This is a genomic window from Grimontia sp. THUN1695, assembly GCF_059704325.2.
The window spans coordinates 1,858,787-1,879,075 of sequence record NZ_AP046577.1 but is presented as its reverse complement, the minus strand read 5'-3'; the positions used below and the strand labels follow the sequence as shown (position 1 = coordinate 1,879,075).

The 20,289-nt window shown below is 49.9% G+C and carries 18 protein-coding genes, 3 tRNA genes and 1 riboswitch; of the genes, 10 read left to right on the top strand and 11 right to left on the bottom strand.

The genetic code is table 11. The features are described from left to right. Position 1: 1 nt before the first annotated feature. The 6 genes from rsxC to AC6IB1_RS12040 form a co-directional block, all read right to left on the bottom strand. Positions 2 to 2,206, bottom strand: a complete 2,205-nt coding sequence (gene rsxC, locus AC6IB1_RS12065; protein ID WP_497566867.1) for an electron transport complex subunit RsxC — start codon at positions 2,204 to 2,206, stop codon at positions 2 to 4. Beyond that, complete coding sequence (gene rsxB / locus AC6IB1_RS12060) at positions 2,203 to 2,787, bottom strand: electron transport complex subunit RsxB (protein WP_497566866.1); 585 nt, start codon at positions 2,785 to 2,787, stop codon at positions 2,203 to 2,205. Before rsxB ends, rsxC begins: the two co-directional genes overlap by 4 nt. Next, positions 2,787 to 3,368, bottom strand: a complete 582-nt coding sequence (gene rsxA / locus AC6IB1_RS12055) for an electron transport complex subunit RsxA (RefSeq protein ID WP_497566865.1) — start codon at positions 3,366 to 3,368, stop codon at positions 2,787 to 2,789. Before rsxA ends, rsxB begins: the two co-directional genes overlap by 1 nt. A gap of 268 nt (positions 3,369 to 3,636) precedes the next feature. Then, positions 3,637 to 3,712: transfer RNA gene (locus AC6IB1_RS12050), tRNA-Asn, on the bottom strand. 43 nt (positions 3,713 to 3,755) lie between these two features. Next, a tRNA-Asn gene (locus tag AC6IB1_RS12045) sits at positions 3,756 to 3,831 on the bottom strand. Between the two features lie 43 nt (positions 3,832 to 3,874). Beyond that, positions 3,875 to 3,950: transfer RNA gene (locus AC6IB1_RS12040), tRNA-Asn, on the bottom strand. Positions 3,951 to 4,521: 571 nt separating this feature from the next. On the opposite strand from AC6IB1_RS12040, the gene AC6IB1_RS12035 reads away from it, so the two are divergent. Both AC6IB1_RS12035 and AC6IB1_RS12030 read left to right on the top strand, forming a co-directional pair. Then, on the top strand, positions 4,522 to 5,289 hold the full coding sequence (locus tag AC6IB1_RS12035; RefSeq protein ID WP_497566864.1) for a class II aldolase/adducin family protein: 768 nt from the start codon (positions 4,522 to 4,524) through the stop codon (positions 5,287 to 5,289). 27 nt (positions 5,290 to 5,316) lie between these two features. Beyond that, positions 5,317 to 6,492, top strand: coding sequence for a mandelate racemase/muconate lactonizing enzyme family protein (locus tag AC6IB1_RS12030; RefSeq protein ID WP_497566863.1), 1,176 nt, complete (start codon positions 5,317 to 5,319; stop codon positions 6,490 to 6,492). Positions 6,493 to 6,551: 59 nt separating this feature from the next. Here AC6IB1_RS12030 and AC6IB1_RS12025 read toward each other — a convergent pair whose 3' ends face one another. Together AC6IB1_RS12025 and AC6IB1_RS12020 are read right to left on the bottom strand one after the other, a co-directional pair. Then, on the bottom strand, positions 6,552 to 7,397 hold the full coding sequence (locus tag AC6IB1_RS12025; RefSeq protein ID WP_497566862.1) for an amidohydrolase family protein: 846 nt from the start codon (positions 7,395 to 7,397) through the stop codon (positions 6,552 to 6,554). Between the two features lie 2 nt (positions 7,398 to 7,399). After that, positions 7,400 to 8,128 carry an SDR family NAD(P)-dependent oxidoreductase gene (locus tag AC6IB1_RS12020; protein ID WP_497566861.1) on the bottom strand — a complete coding sequence of 243 codons (729 nt, stop codon included), beginning with the start codon at positions 8,126 to 8,128 and terminating at the stop codon, positions 7,400 to 7,402. Positions 8,129 to 8,318: 190 nt separating this feature from the next. Between AC6IB1_RS12020 and uvrB the strand changes: the two genes are divergently transcribed. The 3 genes from uvrB to AC6IB1_RS12005 all read left to right on the top strand — a co-directional run bounded on the left by uvrB (position 8,319) and on the right by AC6IB1_RS12005 (position 12,468). Continuing rightward, positions 8,319 to 10,343: an excinuclease ABC subunit UvrB gene (uvrB, locus tag AC6IB1_RS12015; protein WP_497566860.1), complete on the top strand. Its 2,025-nt coding sequence runs from the start codon at positions 8,319 to 8,321 to the stop codon at positions 10,341 to 10,343. A 307-nt stretch (positions 10,344 to 10,650) separates the two neighbouring features. Continuing rightward, positions 10,651 to 12,105, top strand: a complete 1,455-nt coding sequence (luxO, locus tag AC6IB1_RS12010; protein ID WP_497566859.1) for a quorum-sensing sigma-54 dependent transcriptional regulator LuxO — start codon at positions 10,651 to 10,653, stop codon at positions 12,103 to 12,105. Between the two features lie 3 nt (positions 12,106 to 12,108). Next, on the top strand, positions 12,109 to 12,468 hold the full coding sequence (locus AC6IB1_RS12005) for an Hpt domain-containing protein (protein ID WP_497566858.1): 360 nt from the start codon (positions 12,109 to 12,111) through the stop codon (positions 12,466 to 12,468). On the opposite strand, the gene yvcK is transcribed toward AC6IB1_RS12005, so the two are convergent. Beyond that, the gene (gene yvcK, locus AC6IB1_RS12000; RefSeq protein ID WP_497566857.1) at positions 12,430 to 13,314 is read right to left on the bottom strand and encodes a uridine diphosphate-N-acetylglucosamine-binding protein YvcK; all 885 of its coding nucleotides are present in this window, start codon (positions 13,312 to 13,314) and stop codon (positions 12,430 to 12,432) included. The two genes, AC6IB1_RS12005 and yvcK, sit on opposite strands and share 39 nt — an antisense overlap. 169 nt (positions 13,315 to 13,483) lie before the next feature. Beyond that, positions 13,484 to 14,089: an LON peptidase substrate-binding domain-containing protein gene (locus tag AC6IB1_RS11995; protein WP_497566856.1), complete on the bottom strand. Its 606-nt coding sequence runs from the start codon at positions 14,087 to 14,089 to the stop codon at positions 13,484 to 13,486. Between the two features lie 464 nt (positions 14,090 to 14,553). Next, positions 14,554 to 14,689: riboswitch (molybdenum cofactor riboswitch) on the top strand. On the opposite strand from AC6IB1_RS11995, the gene moaA reads away from it, so the two are divergent. From moaA to moaE, 5 genes are all read left to right on the top strand, one after another. After that, entirely contained in the window at positions 14,678 to 15,664 is a 987-nt protein-coding gene (gene moaA, locus AC6IB1_RS11990) for a GTP 3',8-cyclase MoaA (protein WP_497566855.1), read from the top strand. (Overlaps the previous riboswitch by 12 nt.) Positions 15,665 to 15,701: 37 nt before the next feature. Then, the gene (gene moaB, locus AC6IB1_RS11985; RefSeq protein ID WP_497566854.1) at positions 15,702 to 16,214 is read left to right on the top strand and encodes a molybdenum cofactor biosynthesis protein B; all 513 of its coding nucleotides are present in this window, start codon (positions 15,702 to 15,704) and stop codon (positions 16,212 to 16,214) included. Between the two features lie 3 nt (positions 16,215 to 16,217). Beyond that, a complete protein-coding gene (gene moaC, locus AC6IB1_RS11980; protein ID WP_497566853.1) occupies positions 16,218 to 16,697 on the top strand; it encodes a cyclic pyranopterin monophosphate synthase MoaC in 480 nt (159 codons plus the stop codon). Then, positions 16,694 to 16,939, top strand: a complete 246-nt coding sequence (moaD, locus tag AC6IB1_RS11975; RefSeq protein ID WP_005503353.1) for a molybdopterin synthase sulfur carrier subunit — start codon at positions 16,694 to 16,696, stop codon at positions 16,937 to 16,939. The genes moaC and moaD overlap by 4 nt, the downstream gene beginning before the upstream one ends. Before the next feature lie 3 nt (positions 16,940 to 16,942). Further along, entirely contained in the window at positions 16,943 to 17,383 is a 441-nt protein-coding gene (gene moaE / locus AC6IB1_RS11970) for a molybdopterin synthase catalytic subunit MoaE (protein WP_005503352.1), read from the top strand. Positions 17,384 to 17,449: 66 nt separating this feature from the next. On the opposite strand, the gene AC6IB1_RS11965 is transcribed toward moaE, so the two are convergent. Next, a complete protein-coding gene (locus AC6IB1_RS11965; RefSeq protein WP_497566852.1) occupies positions 17,450 to 19,984 on the bottom strand; it encodes a glycosyl hydrolase family 18 protein in 2,535 nt (844 codons plus the stop codon). Positions 19,985 to 20,289 lie beyond the last annotated feature (305 nt).

Below are 20,289 nucleotides of genomic sequence, written 5' to 3'. Positions count from 1 at the left end.
GTTAGTCTTCCTCGCTATTGTTTTTCATCTGCGCCGCTTTGCGCGCTTTGGCGCGGGCGATAGCCGCCGCGACAGCTGCTTTTTTGGGATCGTCTTCTACCGGTGCTGCTTTCTGGGCAGGCTCTGCCTCTGGGGCGCTGGCCTCTGCCTGCTGCGCCGCTTTGCGCGCTTTAGCACGGGCAATAGCGGCAGCAACGGCGGCTTTCTTAGGATCCTTAGGATCGTCCTCCGTTTGAGCTGCCTCTTGTACCGGTTCTGCTTGCTGGGACTCCGCGTCCGCCTGCTGTGCCGCTTTGCGTGCTTTGGCGCGGGCAATGGCAGCAGCGACAGCAGCTTTCTTAGGATCGTCCTCCGTCTGAGCAGCCTCTTGTACCGGTTCTGCTTGTTGGAACTCCGCGTCCGCCAGCTGCGCCGCTTTGCGTGCTTTGGCACGGGCAATGGCCGCCGCGACAGCATCTTTTTTATCATCAGAGGCGCTTTCCGCCTGTGATTCTGCCGCTTTCTGTGCTTTGCGCTCACGTGCCTGACGTTTGCGCTCTTCACGCAATTTAGCCATTTCACTGTTGTCAGGTTCAGCCTGGCCTTTGGCCGCAGCTTCTGCCTGTTTGGCTTTCGCCCTGGCGATGGCGGCGGCTACTGCAGGTTTAACAGCAGTGGCGGCACTGTCCTGCTCGGTCTTGGCTTTAACACGCGCAATGGCAGCTGCGATAGCGTCACCATCACCGGATTTCTCCATGGCTTTGCGACGGTTTTCGGCCGCTTGCTTATGGCGTTCTTCACGCGCTTTTTTGTCACGTTCCATCCGCGCTTTTTTCGCTTCAAAACGCTCTTTGGCGCGCTCTGCCGCCTGCTGTTCAGCATTGCGTGCGCGGATTTCAGATTTTGCCTGGCGGTAGTACTGCACCAGCGGGATTTCACTGGGGCAGACATAGGCGCAGGCGCCACACTCAATGCAGTCAAACAGGTTGTATTCTTCGCACTTGTCAAAGTCCTGATCTTTGGCATACCACTGCAGTTGCTGGGGCAGCAGAGATGCCGGACAAGCCTCAGCACAGGCACTGCAACGAATACAGGCTACTTCACCTTCTGATGGTGCAATTTCACGCCGCGATGGCACCAATATGCAGTTGGTGACTTTGGTGATAGGAACATTCGGGTGTGGAATGGTGTAACCCATCATAGGGCCGCCAATGATCACACGCTCCAGTTTCTTATCAGGCTGGTAGCCATGCTTATCAAGCAGGAAGGAAACCGGTGTGCCTAACAGCGCCCAGCGGTTGCGTTGTTCTTTGAGGGTCGTGCCTGTCAATGTGACGACGCGTTCAATCAGGGGCTCACCGTCGATCACTGCGCGTTTGATGGCAAACACAGTTCCCACGTTTTGCATCATCACACCGATAGCCGCCGGGATCCCATTGGTGGGGACTTCTTTTCCAGTGATCAGTTTGATCAGCTGTTTTTCGCCACCTGATGGATATTTGGTTGGCACAACCTGAACCACGATATCCGTTTTATCGCGGGTGGCGCGTTTCAGAGCGTCTATCGCTTCAGGTTTATTGTCTTCCAGGGCAATGACTGTCAGCTTGGGGTTGACGATGTGCTGGAGGATTTCAACTCCCTGGACAATCTCTTCTGCGCGCTCTTGCATCAGGCGATCGTCTGCCGTGATGTAAGGTTCACATTCTGCACCGTTAATGATCAGGATTTCAGTGCGGGCAATGCCGGTTTGCAGTTTTCTGGCGGCAGGGAAGCCCGCGCCCCCCATACCTGAAATGCCCATCAGGCGGATATGGTCAATCAGCGCTTCGCCTGACTCCTTGTGAAAATCAGCCAGAGCAACTTTGTCTCCCCATTTGTCCTCAAAATCGGGACGAATGACGATACAGGTATCGGTCAGGCCTGAAGGGTGCGCAATGGTGCGGGGCTCGATGGCAACCACCTCGCCGGATGTTGGCGCGTGAACAGGGCAGCACTGAATAGCATCGGATTTTGTCAGTGGCTGGCCTTTCAGCACCTTGTCGCCCACGTTAACCAGTATCTGTCCTGCGGTACCGATATGCTGTTTAACTGGCAGTACAATTTCATTGGGAATGGCAACCGGCAAGATACTGGTTTCGCTTGACTGGCGTTTGTTTTCCGGTGGGTGGATACCGCCGTGGAAATCCCAGACCTGTCCCTGTTTAATTTGCTCAATTAAGGTGATCATGCTTGTTTGATCTCCTTCTCTGAGTCATCGTGAATGTGTACCACTGGAATTTGGTCGAGCTGCCATTTCCAGGTTTCAGGGGTCGTTTGAACTGGGATCATTTCAATACAATCAGTCGGGCAGGGGGCAACACAAAGATCGCACCCGGTACATTCATCTTTAATTACGGTATGCATGGCTTTGGTGCTGCCAACAATGGCATCGACCGGGCAAGCCTGGATACATTTGGTGCAACCGATACAGTCGTCTTCATGAATGAAGGCCACTTTTTTGAGGCCTTTCTCTTCATCATGGGCGGACTCGGTGGCTTCAACGCCCATCAGGTCAGCCAGCTTTTCTATGGTCGCCTGACCACCCGGAGGGCATTTATTGATGGCATCGCCATTGGCAATGGCTTCTGCATAAGGTCGACAACCCGGGTAGCCACACTGGCCACACTGGGTTTGGGGAAGAATCGCATCTATCTGGTCGACGATAGGATCGGCTTCGACTTTAAAACGTACAGACGCAAAGCCTAGCAAGATCCCGAATACGGCCGCCAGAACAGCGATAGCAATAATCGCAATCAAAATTCCAGTCATTACAGTTTCACCAACCCTGTAAAGCCCATAAATGCCAGTGACATCAGTCCTGCCGTGATCATGGCAATCGATGCTCCCCGAAACGGTTGGGGAACATCCGCTGCGGCAATACGTTCACGCATCGCCGCAAACAGAATCAGTACCAGCGAGAAGCCTGCAGCCGCACCAAAACCGTAAATGATGGACTCGATAAAGTTGTGCCGTTCATTGATATTCAGCAGGGCGACACCCAGCACGGCGCAGTTGGTGGTAATGAGGGGCAGGAAAATCCCCAGCAGGCGATAAAGGGTCGGGCTGGTTTTGTGCACAACCATTTCAGTGAATTGCACGACGACCGCGATCACCAGGATAAAGCTCAGGGTACGTAGATACCCAAGCCCCAGCGGTGCCAGAATATAGGTTTCGACCAAATAGGCACTCACTGATGCGAGTGTCAGTACGAATGTGGTCGCAAGCCCCATCCCAATGGCGGTTTCGAGTTTTTTGGAGACACCCATAAATGGGCACAGGCCAAGAAACTTAACCAGCACAAAGTTGTTAACCAGGACGGTGCCGACAAGAAGCAGTAAATACTCAGTCATGCCATTCTTCGAAAATTTTAAAGAGATCTATGTATTATCGGCCTTTGACGCCGCTATAACAACAGATAGGGGAAAGGGTTTTTCATCAAAATTGCCAAGATGGTCAAACTTTATCCTGTTTGGAGTGTTTGCTTACCGTCCGGAAAACAGGCAAAAACGGTGAGGGCGCAGTATTTACAAATCAAAAGTAAAAACAGTGACATATTGATACTAAGCACCAAATCACAGACGAAAAAAAAGCCCTGTCTTTCAACAAGGCTTTGATATTTGGCTCCCCCTGCTGGACTTGAACCAGCGACATACGGATTAACAGTCCGCCGTTCTACCGACTGAACTAAGGGGGAACAGAATTTTACTGATTCACCGCATTCGCGATGTCTCGAAATTTGGCTCCCCCTGCTGGACTTGAACCAGCGACATACGGATTAACAGTCCGCCGTTCTACCGACTGAACTAAGGGGGAACAGAATTTTACTGATTCATCGCATTTGCGATGCCTCGGAATTTGGCTCCCCCGACTGGACTTGAACCAGTGACATACGGATTAACAGTCCGCCGTTCTACCGACTGAACTACGGGGGAATCGCTTGAAAGCGGGGCGAATCTTAGCTATCGCCTTCGTGGGTGTCAACACCCGATCTACGACATTTTGCCGAAATTAAATCATCTGCTCAATGTGTGATCATGGTTGGCTGGTTTTTTGTTCTCTCTGCCCTTTATAACGTGTCTTGTTGTTCTTGATTGACTCAGGATGTACTTTTCTTTGTGTGTAAGACAATGTAATAGCTTGCATTGCAAAGAGGGAGTTGCTGCAAAAATCATCACTAAAGGTCAACAGCCCCTAGTGTGATCTATCTCTCGTTCGATGATTTGGCGTGTGATCACTCGATTTAATGGCGAAATGGACAAAAAGGGTTTGACTTTGGGGAACGCTTTTCCTGTTTGCGCTAGCGAAGGTTACCCACAAAATCTGTGGATAAGTGTGTTAATCAACAGCATCAACCCCCTGAACGTTTCATAGTAACGTAAAATCACCTCCTGGCAGCAAAGTGCGCTATTTTACCTGTAGGGACACACTATTTAACCGGTTATTTGCCTGCCGTCTACAAATAAGACAAGCTGGGCTATCAGGAAAAAGAGAAAGGAAGCCAACGTGGAAGCATTGCCGACACTGAATTTGAAAGGAAAAGTGAGTGATATTGAATGGGAGCGCCGTATCGACTTAGCCGCCTGCTACCGGCTTGTCGCACATATGGGGTGGGATGATCTGATTTATACCCATCTCTCGCTGCGTATCCCCGATACGGATACGTATTTAGTTAATGCCTTTGGGGTGGCCTTTGATGAAGTTACTGCCTCCAACCTGGTCAAAGTGGATTTGGACGGCAATATTCTGGATGACACGCCGTTCACCATTAACCCAGCCGGGTTTACCATCCACAGTGCGATTCATGAAGTGCGCAATGATGCCCACTGTGTGATTCACTTGCACACTAACGAAACCATTGCAGTGGCCAGTCAAAAAGAAGGACTGCTGCCATTAAGCCAGTATTCGATGTTTTCTCTCTCATCGCTGTCTTACCACGCTTATGAGGGATTGGCGGTGAATGATGAGGAAAGGAAGCGCCTGCAAGACGATTTGGGGTCAACCAACCACATGTTACTGGTGAATCACGGTGGCCTGACACTGGGACCGACAGTAGGCGACGCATTCATGCTTTTCTATGACATGCAGCGGGCCTGTGAAGTGCAGTTGATGCTGCAATCTGCAGGAAAAGAGGTGACCTACGTCCCGCAGTCGATTCAGGACAATATTTTTGCCCAGACCAACATTGTCCATTCTGGTGCGACAGGCGGACAGCTGGCATGGCCTTCGCTGCTACGCAAAGCATGGCGACTCGACCCCAGCTTTATGGAATAAAACAAAAAGACAAATTGGAGTACATGGATGAAAGTCACATCAGTCGAAGTTTTTGATATTCATTGTCCGGAGCGTCCGCCGTGGAATCCGGTGTTTGTGCGTATTCATACTGATGAGGGCATCAGTGGAGTTGGTGAAGCAGGCCTCGCTTATGACTTGGGCCATAGCGCGGCCGCTAACATGATCAAAGAAATGGCCGAGGCATTTTTGATTGGCCATGACCCCTTCCAAACCGAAAAGCTTTGGTCACGCATGCTGCGTGAGAGCTTCTGGGGATTGGGTGGCGGCCCGGTGGTTTACGCGGCAATGAGTGCCATCGATACTGCGCTTTGGGATATCAAGGGCAAAGCGCTGGGGTTGCCGGTGTACCAACTTCTGGGTGGCAAGGTGAATGACAGGCTTCGTACTTATGCATCACAGCTGCAGTTTGACTGGGACAAAGAATTCAAAGCCTTGTCCCAGCCAGAAGAGTATGCTGAGGCGGCGCTGAAGGCATTGGCCGAAGGGTATGATGCGGTCAAAGTGGATCCCATCATGTATGACAAGGATGGGAACACCTATTACGAGCGCACCAAGATCATTTCACGCGCCGAAATGAAGCTGTACCGAGCGCGTATGGCTGCCATTCGCGAGGCCGTGGGTGATGAAGTGGACATTATTTTTGAATGCCACAGCCTGCCGGGGGCGACAACAGCGATTCAGCTGGGTGAGATTGCTGAAGAGTTCGATTGCATGTATTACGAAGAGCCGGTTAATTACCTCAACCACTCCCTGCATAAGAAAGTGGCAGAGTGTGTTGATGTGCCAATTGCCGGTGGCGAGCGCCTTTACAATCGATGGGGCGTACGGCCGTATCTGGAAGATCAGAGTGTGGATGTGTTGCAGCCGGATATCGGTCTGTGCGGTGGATTTACCGAAACCAAGAAAGTGTGTGATTACGCTGATATCTTTGATGTGCGCATTCAGGCCCATGTCTGTGGTGGTCCTGTTGCGACGGCGGCATCCCTGCATCTTGAAACGGCGATCCCTAACTTTCTGATCCACGAGCACCATACCTATGCGATTAAATCCTGGAACCGTGAGTTGTGTATTCAGGATCCTCAGCCGGTCAATGGCTTCTTTGAGGTCTCTGAAGCGCCGGGCATTGGTATTGAACTCAATGATGAAGTGGTAAAACGTTCACCACACATGCTCATCAAATAGGCGCACTTTCACTTGGAAACAACCCGCCTTCGTGCGGGTTGTCTGGTTTTGGTTTCCGGCTAAAAGCGGTAGAAGCGACAGGCGTTTTGGTAACAGAGTTTTTCCTGTACTGTGTGAGGGAAATCGAGAGACAAATACGCCTGCCAGAGCGATGCGTAAGGCGTCCTGAATAATGTTAAAGGAAAATTACTCGCCAGCATCACACGGTCTTCACCGAAGGTGTCCACCAGACTCTGAATGCGATCAGCCATGGCTGGGAGCTGAAATTCCCGGTCTGACATTTCCCAGCCTGACGCTTTCACATACAGGTTGGGCAAGCTGGCGATCTTTTTACCATTCGCTTTCCAGTTCTCATCTTCTGAAGACGGTGGAAAACCGCCGTGGTTCAGGGCGATATTCAATGCAGGCAAACGCTGCATTGCCCGGAAGAAAACGTCAACGGCTGCGTCGTTGTTGGCGTCAAACTGGGCTTCAAAAATAAGGCTTTCTTTCTCCAGCGTAGCGAGGTTCTGGAGCACCTGAGCATTGCTGAGCAGGGCGATGGCATCGTTATCGAGAATGTGGCGGACGCCAACCAGCGATTTATACTCTGTCAATGCTGCGATTTGTGTGTCAAACGCGCTTTTTGGCAGCGTGAGATCGACACACCCAATGGTGCGCAAAGGCGTTGTACAGGCCTGTTCCAGCCAGGCAATTTCCCGCCAGGGATTATCGTTATCAAAGCCCGCCTCGATATGGACAAAACCGCCCAGTGTTACCGAACTGGGCAATACCAAATCCTGCTCTGAAAAATCCCGGCAGATAAGGGGTTTGTCGTCCCAATAGGGTGGCTTTTCCGGCTGGAGCCAGCCATATTGGCCTTCCGCCAGGTTGAACAGGTGCAGATGCGGGTCAATGATTTTCATGGTTATTGTGCCGTGTAGCCGCCATCTGCCGCATGCAGACTGCCGGTGATGAAGCTGGCTTTATCGCTGGCAAGGAAAACCACCAGGTTGGCAATTTCCTCTGGTTGTGCGATGCGTCCCAGCGGTTGCAGGTTGCCTTCTTCTTTGTGCACGTCGGCTTTGTCGGCACCGGAGCGGGCGCAGTAAGCATCAATGGCCTTGTGGTACAACGGGGTTTCGGTTGTACCTGCACATACCGCATTTGCACGGATATTGTATTTTGCGTAATCGATGGCTGTGGTTTTGGCCATAGAAGCAATCGCATGCTTACTCAGGTTGTAGGCAAATGAGTTAGGCTTCGCCACCGTGCACTGATCCGATCCCAGAAGCACAATGCTGCCGGATTTCGCCGCTTTCATCGTGGGCAGGCAGGCCCGGATTGCGTAGTAGGCGCCTTTGACATTGATGTTCATGACTCGGTCAAAGTCTTCTTCACAGGTGTTTTCAATGGTAGAGCTGAAATGGACGCCGGCATTGCACACCAGGGCATCGACTCGACCTTCGTTATCGACAACCTGCTGGACCGCTGCCTGAACCGCTTCTGTCTGGGTAACGTCGCACTCAATCCACTGGCCGCGGGGGCTTTGCTGAATGTCCAGACTGTATACGGCGTATCCTTGTGCGATAAAACCATCTATGACCGCCAATCCAATTCCCGCTGAACCACCGGTTACCACCGCGACTTTTCTCATTGTTTTCCCCGAATTATGTTTGTGCCAGCTCAGGTCAACAGACCTTGAGCCCATCTTTTCAGTATGGGTGGGATCTTCTGCGCAGGCGTCCAAAGTGTCAACTGCTGTGATATTGTCAGCATCTTGTCAGTTGACTTGAACCAAGGAGAGGGGAAAATGAGCTCTTTACTGTGTCAGCCACGGAAGTGATATGGGCAAGACGTTTCAACTCCATTCCCCGTTTAAACCTTCGGGTGATCAACCTACCGCGATAAACCAGCTACTGGAAGGTCTGGATGCTGGCCTTGCTCACCAGACACTGTTAGGCGTGACAGGCTCCGGGAAGACCTACACCATGGCCAATGTGATTGCAAAGGCCGGTCGTCCTACCATGATACTGGCACCAAACAAAACGCTGGCGGCGCAGCTTTACGGTGAAATGCGGGCGTTTTTTCCTGAAAATGCCGTCGAGTATTTCGTCTCTTATTATGACTACTACCAGCCGGAAGCCTATGTGCCAGCGTCTGATACCTTTATTGAGAAAGACGCCTCGATCAATGAGCACGTTGAGCAGATGCGTCTGTCGGCAACAAAAGCCCTGATGGAGCGCCGTGATGTGGTGATTGTGGCGTCAGTGTCGGCGATTTATGGTCTGGGCGATCCGGATTCGTACCTCAAGATGATGCTTCACCTGCGCCGTGGGGACATGATTGAACAGCGTGCCATTTTGCGAAGGTTGGCTGAACTGCAATACACCCGCAACGATCAGGCGTTTACCCGTGGTACGTTCCGGGTGCGTGGTGAAGTGATTGATGTTTTCCCGGCCGAATCTGACCGCGATGCAATTCGTATCGAGCTGTTTGATGATGAGGTAGAGTGCATCAGTGTGTTCGACCCGCTGACCGGGGCGATTTCTGAGCGTAATCTTCCACGTTGCACGATTTACCCCAAGACACACTATGTCACGCCCCGGGAAAAAATCCTCGATGCTATCGAGAAGATCAAAGAAGAGCTGGCTGACCGCAAGAGAGTCCTGCTGGAGAACAACAAGCTGTTGGAAGAACAGCGTATTTCCCAGCGCACAATGTTCGATCTGGAGATGATGCAGGAGCTGGGCTATTGCTCAGGCATTGAAAACTATTCCCGCTACCTCAGTGGACGGGAAGAAGGTGAGCCACCACCGACCCTGTTCGATTACCTGCCAGCTGATGGTTTGCTGATCATCGATGAATCCCACGTAACCGTGCCGCAAATCGGTGCCATGTACAAAGGCGACCGCTCACGGAAAGAGACGTTGGTGGAATACGGTTTCCGATTGCCTTCAGCGCTGGATAACCGGCCATTGAAGTTTGACGAGTTTGAAGCCCTAGCTCCGCAAACCATTTATGTCTCGGCAACACCGGGTAAATATGAGCTGGAAAAATCGGGTGGTGAAGTGGCTGAGCAGGTCGTTCGACCAACCGGGTTGTTGGATCCCGAGGTGGAAGTCCGCCCTGTGGCGACACAGGTAGACGATTTATTATCTGAGATCCGTATCCGCACCAAGTTAAATGAGCGGGTGTTGGTCACCACCCTGACCAAGCGGATGGCAGAAGATCTGACTGAGTACCTGGAAGAACACGATGTGCGGGTGCGTTACCTGCATTCTGATATTGATACGGTGGAGCGTGTAGAAATTATCCGTGACTTGCGTCTGGGGGAATTTGATGTGCTGGTGGGGATTAACTTGTTGCGAGAAGGCCTTGATATGCCGGAAGTGTCATTGGTGGCGATCCTTGATGCGGATAAAGAAGGCTTTTTGCGCTCGGACCGTTCATTGATCCAAACCATTGGCCGTGCAGCGCGAAACCTGGCAGGTAAAGCGATTCTGTATGGTGATACCATTACCGGGTCGATGCAGCGTGCGATAGAAGAAACGGAACGCCGCCGTGCCAAGCAACAGGCGCATAATGAGAAGCACGGTATTGTGCCACAGAAGCTGAGTAAAAAAGTTGCCGATGTACTGGAGCTGGGCGGTAAACGCCGTTCTCATAAACCTAAGGTGCAAGCGTCACTTAAGGCGGTGGCAGAAGACGATGCTGCTTATGTTGCCCAATCACCGCAGCAAATCGAAGCGCAAATCCAGAAACTGGAAGCGCAGATGTATGAGGCGGCACAAAATCTGGAATTTGAAACGGCGGCAGGGCTTCGTGATGAAATAGCCGCGCTGAGGACGTTGTTTATAAAAAACAGCTAAAAAAAAGCCAACCGCAAAAAAAGGTCGGTTGGCTATCTTGTTTCAGTGAACAAAGTGCTCACAAACAACGTCAGTTGGCTAGGTGACCCTAGAAGGGTCATTGTACTGAACGCATTAAATGTGCCAATATTACTGAAACGTTCAGAATGTTATTTGGGTTATTGGTTATTCACCTATTTGCATTTTCTTTTGCAAATTGCAATGCAAAACGCATTGTTTGCCCTGTGCAGGTGGAAAACAGCGTTATACTGAGAACAGACGTTCTAATAAAAAATAGATTTATTTAGGGATAGATGGCGGGGGTTTAATGCTAGGTTCTGGTGCTAAAAAGCGCATCTTGATGGTGGAAGATACCGCCTCAGTAGCCGCTCTGTACAAGTCTTACCTTAACCCTTTAGATGTTGAGGTAGAGATTGCAAGTACCGGTCAAGAGGCGATTCAACGCTTTTCTACTGGCAGCACGTTTTCGTTGATTCTGCTGGATCTGCGCTTGCCCGACATTTCCGGCTTCGATGTGCTTTCTGACATCAGGCAACATCATCCGGATATTCCGGTGGTGATCATGACCGCGCATGGTTCGATTGATGCCGCTGTGGAAGCGATGCGCTACGGCGCAAGTGACTTTCTTATCAAGCCTTGTGAGGCGGATTTGCTACGGGTAACGGTTAATAATGCACTGAAACCCAAGAGTAAAATCGGAAATCAGTCACCAGAAGGGGCGTACTACGGTTTTATTGGTCGCAGCGTGCCAATGCAGGCTGTTTACCGTGTAATTGATTCGGCTGCGCCAAGCAAAGCAACGGTGTTCATCACCGGTGAAAGTGGTACAGGTAAAGAAGTGTGCGCGGAAGCCATTCATGCGGCAAGTTCCCGTGCGAAAAAACCGTTTGTGGCGATTAACTGCGCTGCTATTCCCAAAGACCTGATTGAAAGCGAGCTTTTTGGTCATGTGAAGGGGGCGTTTACCGGAGCGGCATCAGAGCGTGAAGGGGCAGCAGAGCTGGCTGATGGCGGCACGTTGTTTTTGGATGAAATCTGTGAAATGGATTTGGAGTTGCAGTCCAAGCTGTTGAGATTCATCCAAACTGGGACGTTCCAGAAAGTGGGATCTTCTAAGATAAAACACGTTGATGTCCGGTTTGTGTGTGCAACAAACCGTGACCCGTGGGAAGAGGTGCTGAAAGGTAATTTCCGTGAAGATCTCTATTACCGTCTGCATGTCATTCCGTTGGCTCTCCCTCCACTGCGGGAGCGTGGCGAGGATGTGGTTGAGATCGCGCAATCCCTGTTGCTGATGTTTGCCATGGAAGAAGGAAAGGATTTCCGTACGTTCAATCCTGAAGTTACCCACCGCTTGCTTAGCTATGAGTGGCCAGGAAATGTGCGTCAGTTACAGAATGTTATCCGTAATATTGTTGTATTACACAATGGACGGGAAGTCGAAGAACATATGCTGCCTCCCCCTTTAAATGCGGTTTCTGGTGTCAAAATTGCATCTATCCCTGAAAGAGCGACTTCGCATGATGCGACTGCGCCTTTCCGCGACAATCACTTTTCCGTCGCGAAAGAAATGTTAAACCAAGGGGCAGTGACAAAAGCTGACATTGAGCCCTTGTGGTTGGTAGAAAAGCGGGCAATACAAATTGCAATTGATGCGTGTGACGGCAATATTCCACAAGCCGCAGGTTTGTTAGAAGTCAGCCCGTCCACTATTTATCGCAAGCTACAGAGTTGGCAAGAATCACAAGAAAAAAGGAACTAAGTTATGGCGTCGAAGGTAAATCATGAGACGTTGCGGCGGCTGACAGTTGAAGTAGGTGAAGAGACCGTATCTTCACTTCTCGTGGTATTTAGTGATGAACTGACTCGATATTCCGATCAACTTTCAGAAGCTCCCAGTGCGATGCAAGTGCGTGAAATCAGCCACGCCATCAAAAGTAGTGCCGCCAGTTTCGGGGCTGACGAGCTGGCTGAATTTGCACGTGAATGTGAGAACCGCGTGAAGCAAGGACAGGAGTCATGGGTGCATGACCAACTGCCCCGCTTGACGTCTTTGTTAGAAGGTACAGCAATACAATATAAAGCATTAGCAGGTCAGCAGGATCTGCTCGATCGCCTGGGATAATTTATCCCTGTCATGTCGCCACTGGTGGTTGGCAGACGCCAAATCTGTCGCCACCTGTTGGTAAGTATTCGTCAAGGTTTCATCGACATCCGGCCCTAACAGCATATCGATTCTCCTTCCACCCATGGACCGCTCGCACCAGTTGAGCATTGTCTCCAGTGACATCTGGCCTGCGGGGCCGAATTCCTTACCTAGGTTACGGATGAACATGACTTTTGCGCGGGTTTGTTTCAGTGCCCGGCTGATCTCTGGCAGTAGCAAAGGTGGCATGACGCTGGTCAAAAAGCTGCCCGGTCCCAGTATCACCAAATCTGCGTCATGAATAGCCATAACGGCTTCTTTGGTGGCAGGTACAACAGGCTCCAACATCAGACGTGACGGTGGTTCTGGAAGCTCGTCAATATCGGTTTCGCCTGCAATGATTTCGCCGTTCCTGGTTTGGGCAGCAAGATCTGCCGGGTGCTCAGACATCGGTACGATGTGGGTCGAGACTTTCAGCATATCCCGGATAAGATTGATGGCTTCTAGTGGCCGTATGGAGAGATTGTCCAAGGCAGTCAGCATAAGGTTCCCCAGGTTATGCCCGTCAAGCTCGCCATTCCCTTTGAAGCGGTATTCGAAAATCATTGAACCGATAGAAGGTTCAGTGATCAGTTGGTTGATGCAATTACGTGTATCTCCCCAGGCGATACCTCCCTGACAGGCACGGATCCGCCCTGTAGAGCCACCGTTGTCTGTAGTAGTCACAATACCGGTCACTGATTCGCCATGGTCACGTAGCGCAGAAAGAACACGCCCCAAGCCGTGTCCGCCGCCAATGGCAACAATATGTTTTTGTGGTGTCATCGCGTTTTATTTTTGTCGGTTTCTACAGCGTTATGCATAAATAATACGGCACAGCTCGAAAAAGGATTCGGATTTTCTCTTTTTCTTTTTCTTTTTTAGGTTTTTGATCACGCAAAACACAAAAAAGACCATAATTTCTGGTCTTTTTGACTGACATTGGTGGCTGTGCCTAATGAGGTTCTTTCATTAAGCTCAGCAAATACTCTGCTGTATCGCTACAAGTATGTGCAGCCATCAGTACCTGTTTTTCACTGGCGGGTATGGGCAGGAGCTCTAACCATCGCTGGCACAGCCAACTTAAATCATCAAAGTTAGGCTTTTTGTGTAAAGAACTGAGCTCGGGATAGCGCTCGAACATAATGAGCAAGCGCTCTGCCAGTGGTTGAGCATCGTTGCTTACAGCCCGTTCGGGCCAGGCGGGCAGGGTTTGGCAAACGGCTTCAACTACGCCCACGTCATTTTCCTTGATGGTGTCTATCACAAAGCTCTCATGTCCGCAGACAGTGATAGTAAGCGCACCGCTATCCGGTGCAACATTGAAATCTTCTATGGTGACTCTTGTACCGATGCCTGCACCAATAGGGCTGGTGTCATCCATACAAACGCCTATGTCCATGCCATTGCTCATTGCGTACTTCACGGTGTTCAGTTGTTCTCCTGGAGAGACCCGCAGGGGGAGCCGACCAGAAGGAAGAATATGGCGGTTGTTGAATAGAATTGGCAACGTGATTGTCATATTAGCTCCCGGTTTTACTGATGGCTTGGCATTGCTCATTTGGGCCATCTTTTTATTGGATTAATATCGGAACTACTTAGATACCTGAGTGTTATCCCCAAACTGAATACTGCTCCTTTAGGTAGCTTGGGTATACAACCGACAGTGCAAATTCAATGCCTAGATACTACATGACTGATTTTGCATACATTTGACGACTGATGTTGCAAATTGCAATTCAAAATTGCGGTTTACAACAATGCAAAATGCAATGTGAGACCTGATTTTGCCTGTTTGAGTATGGTTAGGAATCCCGTATTTAGCCGGAATTTTTATTCACCATTTTTCACAGTTTGGTTGTGGAGAAATTGTGCTTGATGGTGCCTGAATGATCTGTTTTCGTTTTTAGACAGTGAAAAGAAAGTTAAATTATCAACAATTCTGCACGAGGTTTAAGGAGATTTCTTGTTTGCTGGGTACAAGGTTTGCTAAATTATGTGCGAAGCTCCGGTTACAGAGAAACCGGATACAGATAACTCCGAAGCCTGTTTCGCTAAGTTTGACAGAATACGCGATTTAGGCCGTGACCCAGAGTCACCAGGGCGGCTATAGAAATGTGCCCGTCTCCCGTATTTGGAAAGGTGTTTTGTGGCTGTTCAATTTGAAGACTCCTTCAATCGCAAATTTTATTATTTGAGATTGTCTATCACTGATGTTTGTAACTTCCGTTGTACCTATTGTTTGCCGGATGGTTATAAACCTGCACACAAAAATTCCAGTTTCCTGACGTTGGAAGAGCTGCATCGTGTTGTGGCGGCATTTGCTGATTGCGGTACATCAAAAGTACGCATTACGGGTGGTGAACCTACCTTGCGCAAAGATTTCACCGATATTGTAGCCATGATTGCAGCACAAGATGGTATCAAGAAGGTGGCAATGACCACTAATGGCTATCGCCTCGAAAAACATGCGCAGGCGTGGCGTGACGCGGGACTGACCAATATCAATGTCAGCGTCGACAGCCTTGATCCCCGAATGTTTCACCAAATCACCGGTGAAAATAAATTACATCAGGTCATGCGCGGTATTGATGCGGCATTTGACGCGGGGTTTGAGCAGGTGAAAGTCAATGCGGTTTTGCTTAAAAACCTGAACAGCAGTGAATTACCTGCATTTCTTCGCTGGATTAAAGATAGGCCAATCCAGTTACGTTTTATTGAATTGATGCAAACCGGAGAGATGGATCGCTTTTTTGAGCATCATCACCTGTCTGGTGTGTCGATTCGAAACCATCTGATCGCCAATGGCTGGCTGATGAAAGTGAGAAGCCAGAGTGATGGTCCTGCTGAGGTATTTTGCCATCCAGATTACCAGGGCGAAATTGGGCTTATCATGCCGTACAAGAAAAATTTCTGCGATTCTTGTAATCGCTTGCGTGTTTCGGCGCTTGGCAAATTGCACCTGTGTTTGTTTGGTGATTATGGCGTCGAGCTTCGCGATCTGTTACAGGATGATTCTCAGGAAGAAGCGCTAATAGCCCGTATCCAGTCGGCATTAGGTGACAAGAAACAAAGTCATTTCCTAGACCAGGGGCATACCGGTATGACACCGCACCTGGCTTCTATCGGCGGTTAACGCTGTATCAGACATTAATCTGTTGAGGTTCAATCTTATGGGTCACGCTGTTACTGAATTTTCTCCGGCCAACATCGCCGTCCTTACTGTCTCTGACACCCGTACTGAAGAAAACGATACGTCAGGCAAGTTTCTTGTAGATGCGTTGCAGGAAGCTGGGCATATTCTGGCAGACAAAAAAATCGTGATTGACGACGTTTATAAGATCCGCGCTGTTGTGTCCCAGTGGATTGCGGACGAAAACGTACAAGCCGTTGTGATCACTGGTGGCACCGGATTTACTTCACGTGACAGCACGCCAGAAGCACTGAAGCCACTGTTTGATAAAGAAGTGGAAGGTTTCGGCGAATTGTTCCGTGCAATTTCTTTCCAGGAGATCGGCACGTCGACCATCCAGTCCCGTGCGATTGCCGGTTTTGCTAACCACACTGTTATCTTTGCGATGCCGGGTTCGACCGGTGCTTGCCGCACTGGTTGGAATGGCATCATCAAGCAGCAACTGGATGCAAGCCATCGCCCATGTAACTTCATGCCTCACCTGGGTAAATAATCCATGGGCGGCTTTACACATATTAATGCTTCCGGTGAAGCAAACATGGTGGATATTTCCGGTAAAAATGACACAGTACGTGAAGCCAGGGCTGAAGCTTATGTCGATATGGCGCCAGAAACACTCGAACTGATTGTTTCAGGTAAACACCACAAAGGAGATGTGTTTGCAACAGCCCGTATCGCAGGTATTCAGGCGGCGAAACGGACATGGGATCTGATTCCATTATGCCATCCGCTGATGCTGTCCAAAGTGGAAGTGTCATTGGAAGCGTTACCGGAAACATCACAGGTGCGTATTGAGTCTGTGTGCAAATTATCCGGTAAAACCGGTGTGGAAATGGAAGCGTTGACCGCGGCATCTGTTGCGGCGCTGACGATTTATGACATGTGTAAAGCCGTGCAAAAAGACATGGTGATCGGTCAGGTCAGGCTGTTGGAAAAAACAGGCGGTAAATCAGGGCATTTTAAGGTGAAACAATGATTCAGGTACTCTTTTTCGCACAAGTGAAAGAACTGGTAGGCACCGCTTCTATAGAACTGGAAGGGGAGTTTTCCTCCGCTGAAGAGATCCGCCAGCACTTGGTTAAAAAGGGTGACAAGTGGGCGTTGGCGCTGGAGCAGGGAAAACTGCTGGTGGCGATCAACCAAACCATTTCTGATCTGTCTTCACCGGTGAAAAGCGGTGATGAGGTGGCTTTCTTCCCACCGGTGACCGGAGGCTAAGTCATGATCTCGGTACAAGAACAGGACTTCTCGGTTGCAGAAGAGTACGAACGGTTGAATGATCACGCCGGTGACGGTGCGATAGTGACTTTTGTGGGCAAGGTGCGTGATATGAACCTTGGCGATAATGTAACCGGTCTGACTCTGGAGCATTACCCAGGCATGACGGAAAAATCGCTTTCTAACATTGTCGAGCAAGCCAAAGGGCGCTGGCCTTTGACCCATGTGCGTGTTATTCACCGTATTGGTGCATTGGACATTGGTGATCAGATTGTGTTTGTTGGCATTTCCAGCGCACATCGCAAAGCGGCATTTGAAGCATGTGAATTTGTGATGGATTACCTGAAAACTCAGGCACCATTTTGGAAAAAAGAAAGGTTGGTAGCAAATGAACGCTGGGTAGAAGCCCGTGACAGCGATCAGGAGGCTGCGAAGCGCTGGTAAGTGGAACAATAAAAAGAAGAAAGGGATGCTCGATGCATCCCTTTTAAGTTTCTGGCTTGTCAGTGTTTATTGGCAGGTCGCTGGACCAAGCTCCTTCCAAACACCCCATTGGCCGGTAGTGCCGGGTTCTTCATTAGTCGTCCACCACTTGGCTTCATACTCTTTGCCTTGGTGTGTTACGACATTGCCACCGGTATACACCTGACCTTTTTGCCATGCGTTGTCACAAACGGGATCAACTGGGTCAACAACGTCTTTTTTCAACACAGTCACAGTAGTCGTTGCACTGTCTTGCAGTTTGCCGTCAGATACAGTGACCGTGAAATCAAACGCAGTATCAGCTGTAAACTCACCGGCAACAAAAGACAGTGTTGCGCCATTCTCTGTTGCGTTAATGCTTGGTGGATATGACCAGGTATAAGTCAGCGAGTCATTTTCCGCATCGGAAGAGCCGCTTGCGTCAATCAGTACAACGTCGCCGGCTTTTGCTGTCGCAGGAGCGCTAACCACGGCTTTAGGTGCAGTATTTACAGGATCAACCGGTTCGGTTTTCGCTTTTGCGTTAACAACAACCGTATCTACTGAGGTTGCCCCTTCGTTGTCCGTAACAGTCAGTGAAAACACAAATTGTGTATCCACGGTCACTGCAGGAATATCAGCAGAGGCAGACGCCGCATTGGCGCCGGTCAGGGCAACTGTTGGGCCCGCTGTCTGTTTCCAGCTGTAAGTAACAACCTGACCGTCTGTGTCTTTTGACGCTGAACCGTCCAGTGCGACTGCGCCTGCAACGTTAACGGTGATATCCGCACCCGCATTTGCGATTGGGGCTTTGTTTACAGGGGGGACAGGATCACCAGCAAGAGATTCTTGCATTGCATTAAGGATATCACCGTTGTCAGCGTCAATTTCCCATGCAAACAGACCGGCAAAGTTATTCTGGCGAACATAGGCACCTTTTGCCATGACAGAACGTTTGTCATCATAAGTGATCAGATCGCCATTTGATGGGTCATATACCCAAGGGGCATCTGCCTGCTCATCATAGCCTTTGATCACGTTGGGGTTGTTGATGTATTTGGTAACGATATCTTTGTAATCAATAACGCCTGCTTCCCAGGAGCCTGCAACCTTACCGTTACCGACACCTGTCATTGGATTGGTCGGATCGGACATGCTCGCTTCAGTGACGCCTGTCCAGCCGCGACCATACATGGCTGCACCGACGACCAGCTTCTCAGGTGGTACGCCTTTTTCAAGAAGCAGGTTGACACCGTTTTTCGTGGTATACGCAGGGCCTTTGCGTGGTTTGCCTTCTGCATCAACCCCTTTGCCTGCACATTCGTCTGCGGACATATGGCTGCCACAGTCAAGCGCTGTCTGGTGACCAAGTACATTGTTCCAACCGCCGTAGTAGTCGTAAGTCATTGCAAATATATAATCCATGTAAGGAACAGCATCTGCATAGTTCACGTCTTCAATCTTGTCATAGCCCACACCTACCGCGGATGTCAGCTCATAGGTACGGCCAGTTTCTGCAGAAAGTTCGTCAAGCATGGCACGCAGGTCCTGCATTAGGATTGCGTAGGTGTCGCCGTCTTTTGCTGGGTCGCCAAGGTTAGGGTTTGCCCCTGAGCCGCCTGGATATTCCCAGTCAATATCGACACCATCATAGAATTTCCAGGTTTGCAGGAAGCGCTTCACAGAAGCTACAAATTTGTCACGCTTTGTTTTATCGCCAAACTCGTAGAATGGGTCAGACAATGTCCAGCCGCCGATGGAAGGCAGGATCTTCAAGTCAGGGTAGCGCTGTTTAAGCGCCATGATCTGGCCGTATGTGCCTTTGTAAGAGGAAGAGAAGGTTTGTCCAGATTGGGGGTGTGCCATTTGAACGGCTGCCCATGGGTCGTGGATAACGACTTCATAATCTGGCAGGCCTGCACAGGCCCGGTTCAATGCGGCGAGGGGACCATCATCAAGAGAAGGGTTGTTGCCACAAATGGGCACGAAGCCATAAATGATATGCGTCAGGTTTTGAGCCGGGATTTTATCAACAGGGAATTTACGTCCGTAGACGCCCCATTCAACGAAGTAAGCGCCTACAACCGTATTTTCTGGCGTGGTGTAGTTACCATTGTTCGGGTCGACATTCATTGGCAACGGGTCAAGGTGGCTACCATCTGTGTCAGCGACGACAATTGGTTTTGGTTCACTTTGCGTACAGGATTGTGCAGCACCGGTGCCACTACATAGTTCAACCACCATGTCGTATTTGCCACCTTTGGCAACGTGCAAAATGGTGGATTCTTTCTGACTTGCTGCTGGTGTAACGGCAGCTTCATGTACCACGTCACCATTCAGTAATACGCGCCAGGTATCCCCCGGCTCACCTGACCATCTATCCCAGGTGACGGGGACTTCGGCATACGGTTTTACCACGACCAGATCTTTATACGCCGTGGCGGCATCGTTTACTTCAATGATGGAAAAATTTGTTTCCATCCAAGAAATAATGGGAGTACCAGGCGCTGCCATTGCTGGTGCAACAGATACACCTGCTAGAGAGGCAGTTATCAACCCCTTCAGAAAAACCCGTTTGTTCATCTTAATATCCCTCGAAAATTTATTGCGAGAATTATCTGTTCGCCGCATGAATAGAAGCCGATCTATGCCGACCCAGCTCAAATGGTTGGTAATAAATAGAAATGAAGCAAAAACAAAGAGTAAGTAATTAGAGGCACAGAAGAGAAAAGAAGATGCGTGTGTTGCATTGCGCGTGATTTTTTAACACAGCATCACAAAAAACCGTTCTCTTTTTCGTTATCGAGAAAAAAGTGGCGGGCAAAAAATAACCTCTCAAGTGAGAGGTTATTCGTTTAAACCACGAAACTGTGTATCAACGGGTGCCT

Bases quoted from the DNA above. Each gene is read 5' to 3' on its own strand.
- rsxA (WP_497566865.1), bottom strand. From the start codon at position 3,368: ATGACTGAGTATTTACTGCTTCTTGTCGGCACCGTCCTGGTTAACAAC.
- moaC (WP_497566853.1), top strand. From the start codon at position 16,218: ATGGGCGGCTTTACACATATTAATGCTTCCGGTGAAGCAAACATGGTG.
- moaB (WP_497566854.1), top strand. From the start codon at position 15,702: ATGGGTCACGCTGTTACTGAATTTTCTCCGGCCAACATCGCCGTCCTT.
- luxO (WP_497566859.1), top strand. From the start codon at position 10,651: ATGCTAGGTTCTGGTGCTAAAAAGCGCATCTTGATGGTGGAAGATACC.
- yvcK (WP_497566857.1), bottom strand. From the start codon at position 13,314: ATGACACCACAAAAACATATTGTTGCCATTGGCGGCGGACACGGCTTG.
- AC6IB1_RS12025 (WP_497566862.1), bottom strand. From the start codon at position 7,397: ATGAAAATCATTGACCCGCATCTGCACCTGTTCAACCTGGCGGAAGGC.
- moaD (WP_005503353.1), top strand. From the start codon at position 16,694: ATGATTCAGGTACTCTTTTTCGCACAAGTGAAAGAACTGGTAGGCACC.
- moaE (WP_005503352.1), top strand. From the start codon at position 16,943: ATGATCTCGGTACAAGAACAGGACTTCTCGGTTGCAGAAGAGTACGAA.
- AC6IB1_RS12005 (WP_497566858.1), top strand. From the start codon at position 12,109: ATGGCGTCGAAGGTAAATCATGAGACGTTGCGGCGGCTGACAGTTGAA.
- AC6IB1_RS12020 (WP_497566861.1), bottom strand. From the start codon at position 8,128: ATGAGAAAAGTCGCGGTGGTAACCGGTGGTTCAGCGGGAATTGGATTG.
- AC6IB1_RS12030 (WP_497566863.1), top strand. From the start codon at position 5,317: ATGAAAGTCACATCAGTCGAAGTTTTTGATATTCATTGTCCGGAGCGT.
- AC6IB1_RS11995 (WP_497566856.1), bottom strand. From the start codon at position 14,089: ATGAGCAATGCCAAGCCATCAGTAAAACCGGGAGCTAATATGACAATC.
- AC6IB1_RS11965 (WP_497566852.1), bottom strand. From the start codon at position 19,984: ATGAACAAACGGGTTTTTCTGAAGGGGTTGATAACTGCCTCTCTAGCA.
- uvrB (WP_497566860.1), top strand. From the start codon at position 8,319: ATGGGCAAGACGTTTCAACTCCATTCCCCGTTTAAACCTTCGGGTGAT.
- rsxB (WP_497566866.1), bottom strand. From the start codon at position 2,787: ATGACTGGAATTTTGATTGCGATTATTGCTATCGCTGTTCTGGCGGCC.
- rsxC (WP_497566867.1), bottom strand. From the start codon at position 2,206: ATGATCACCTTAATTGAGCAAATTAAACAGGGACAGGTCTGGGATTTC.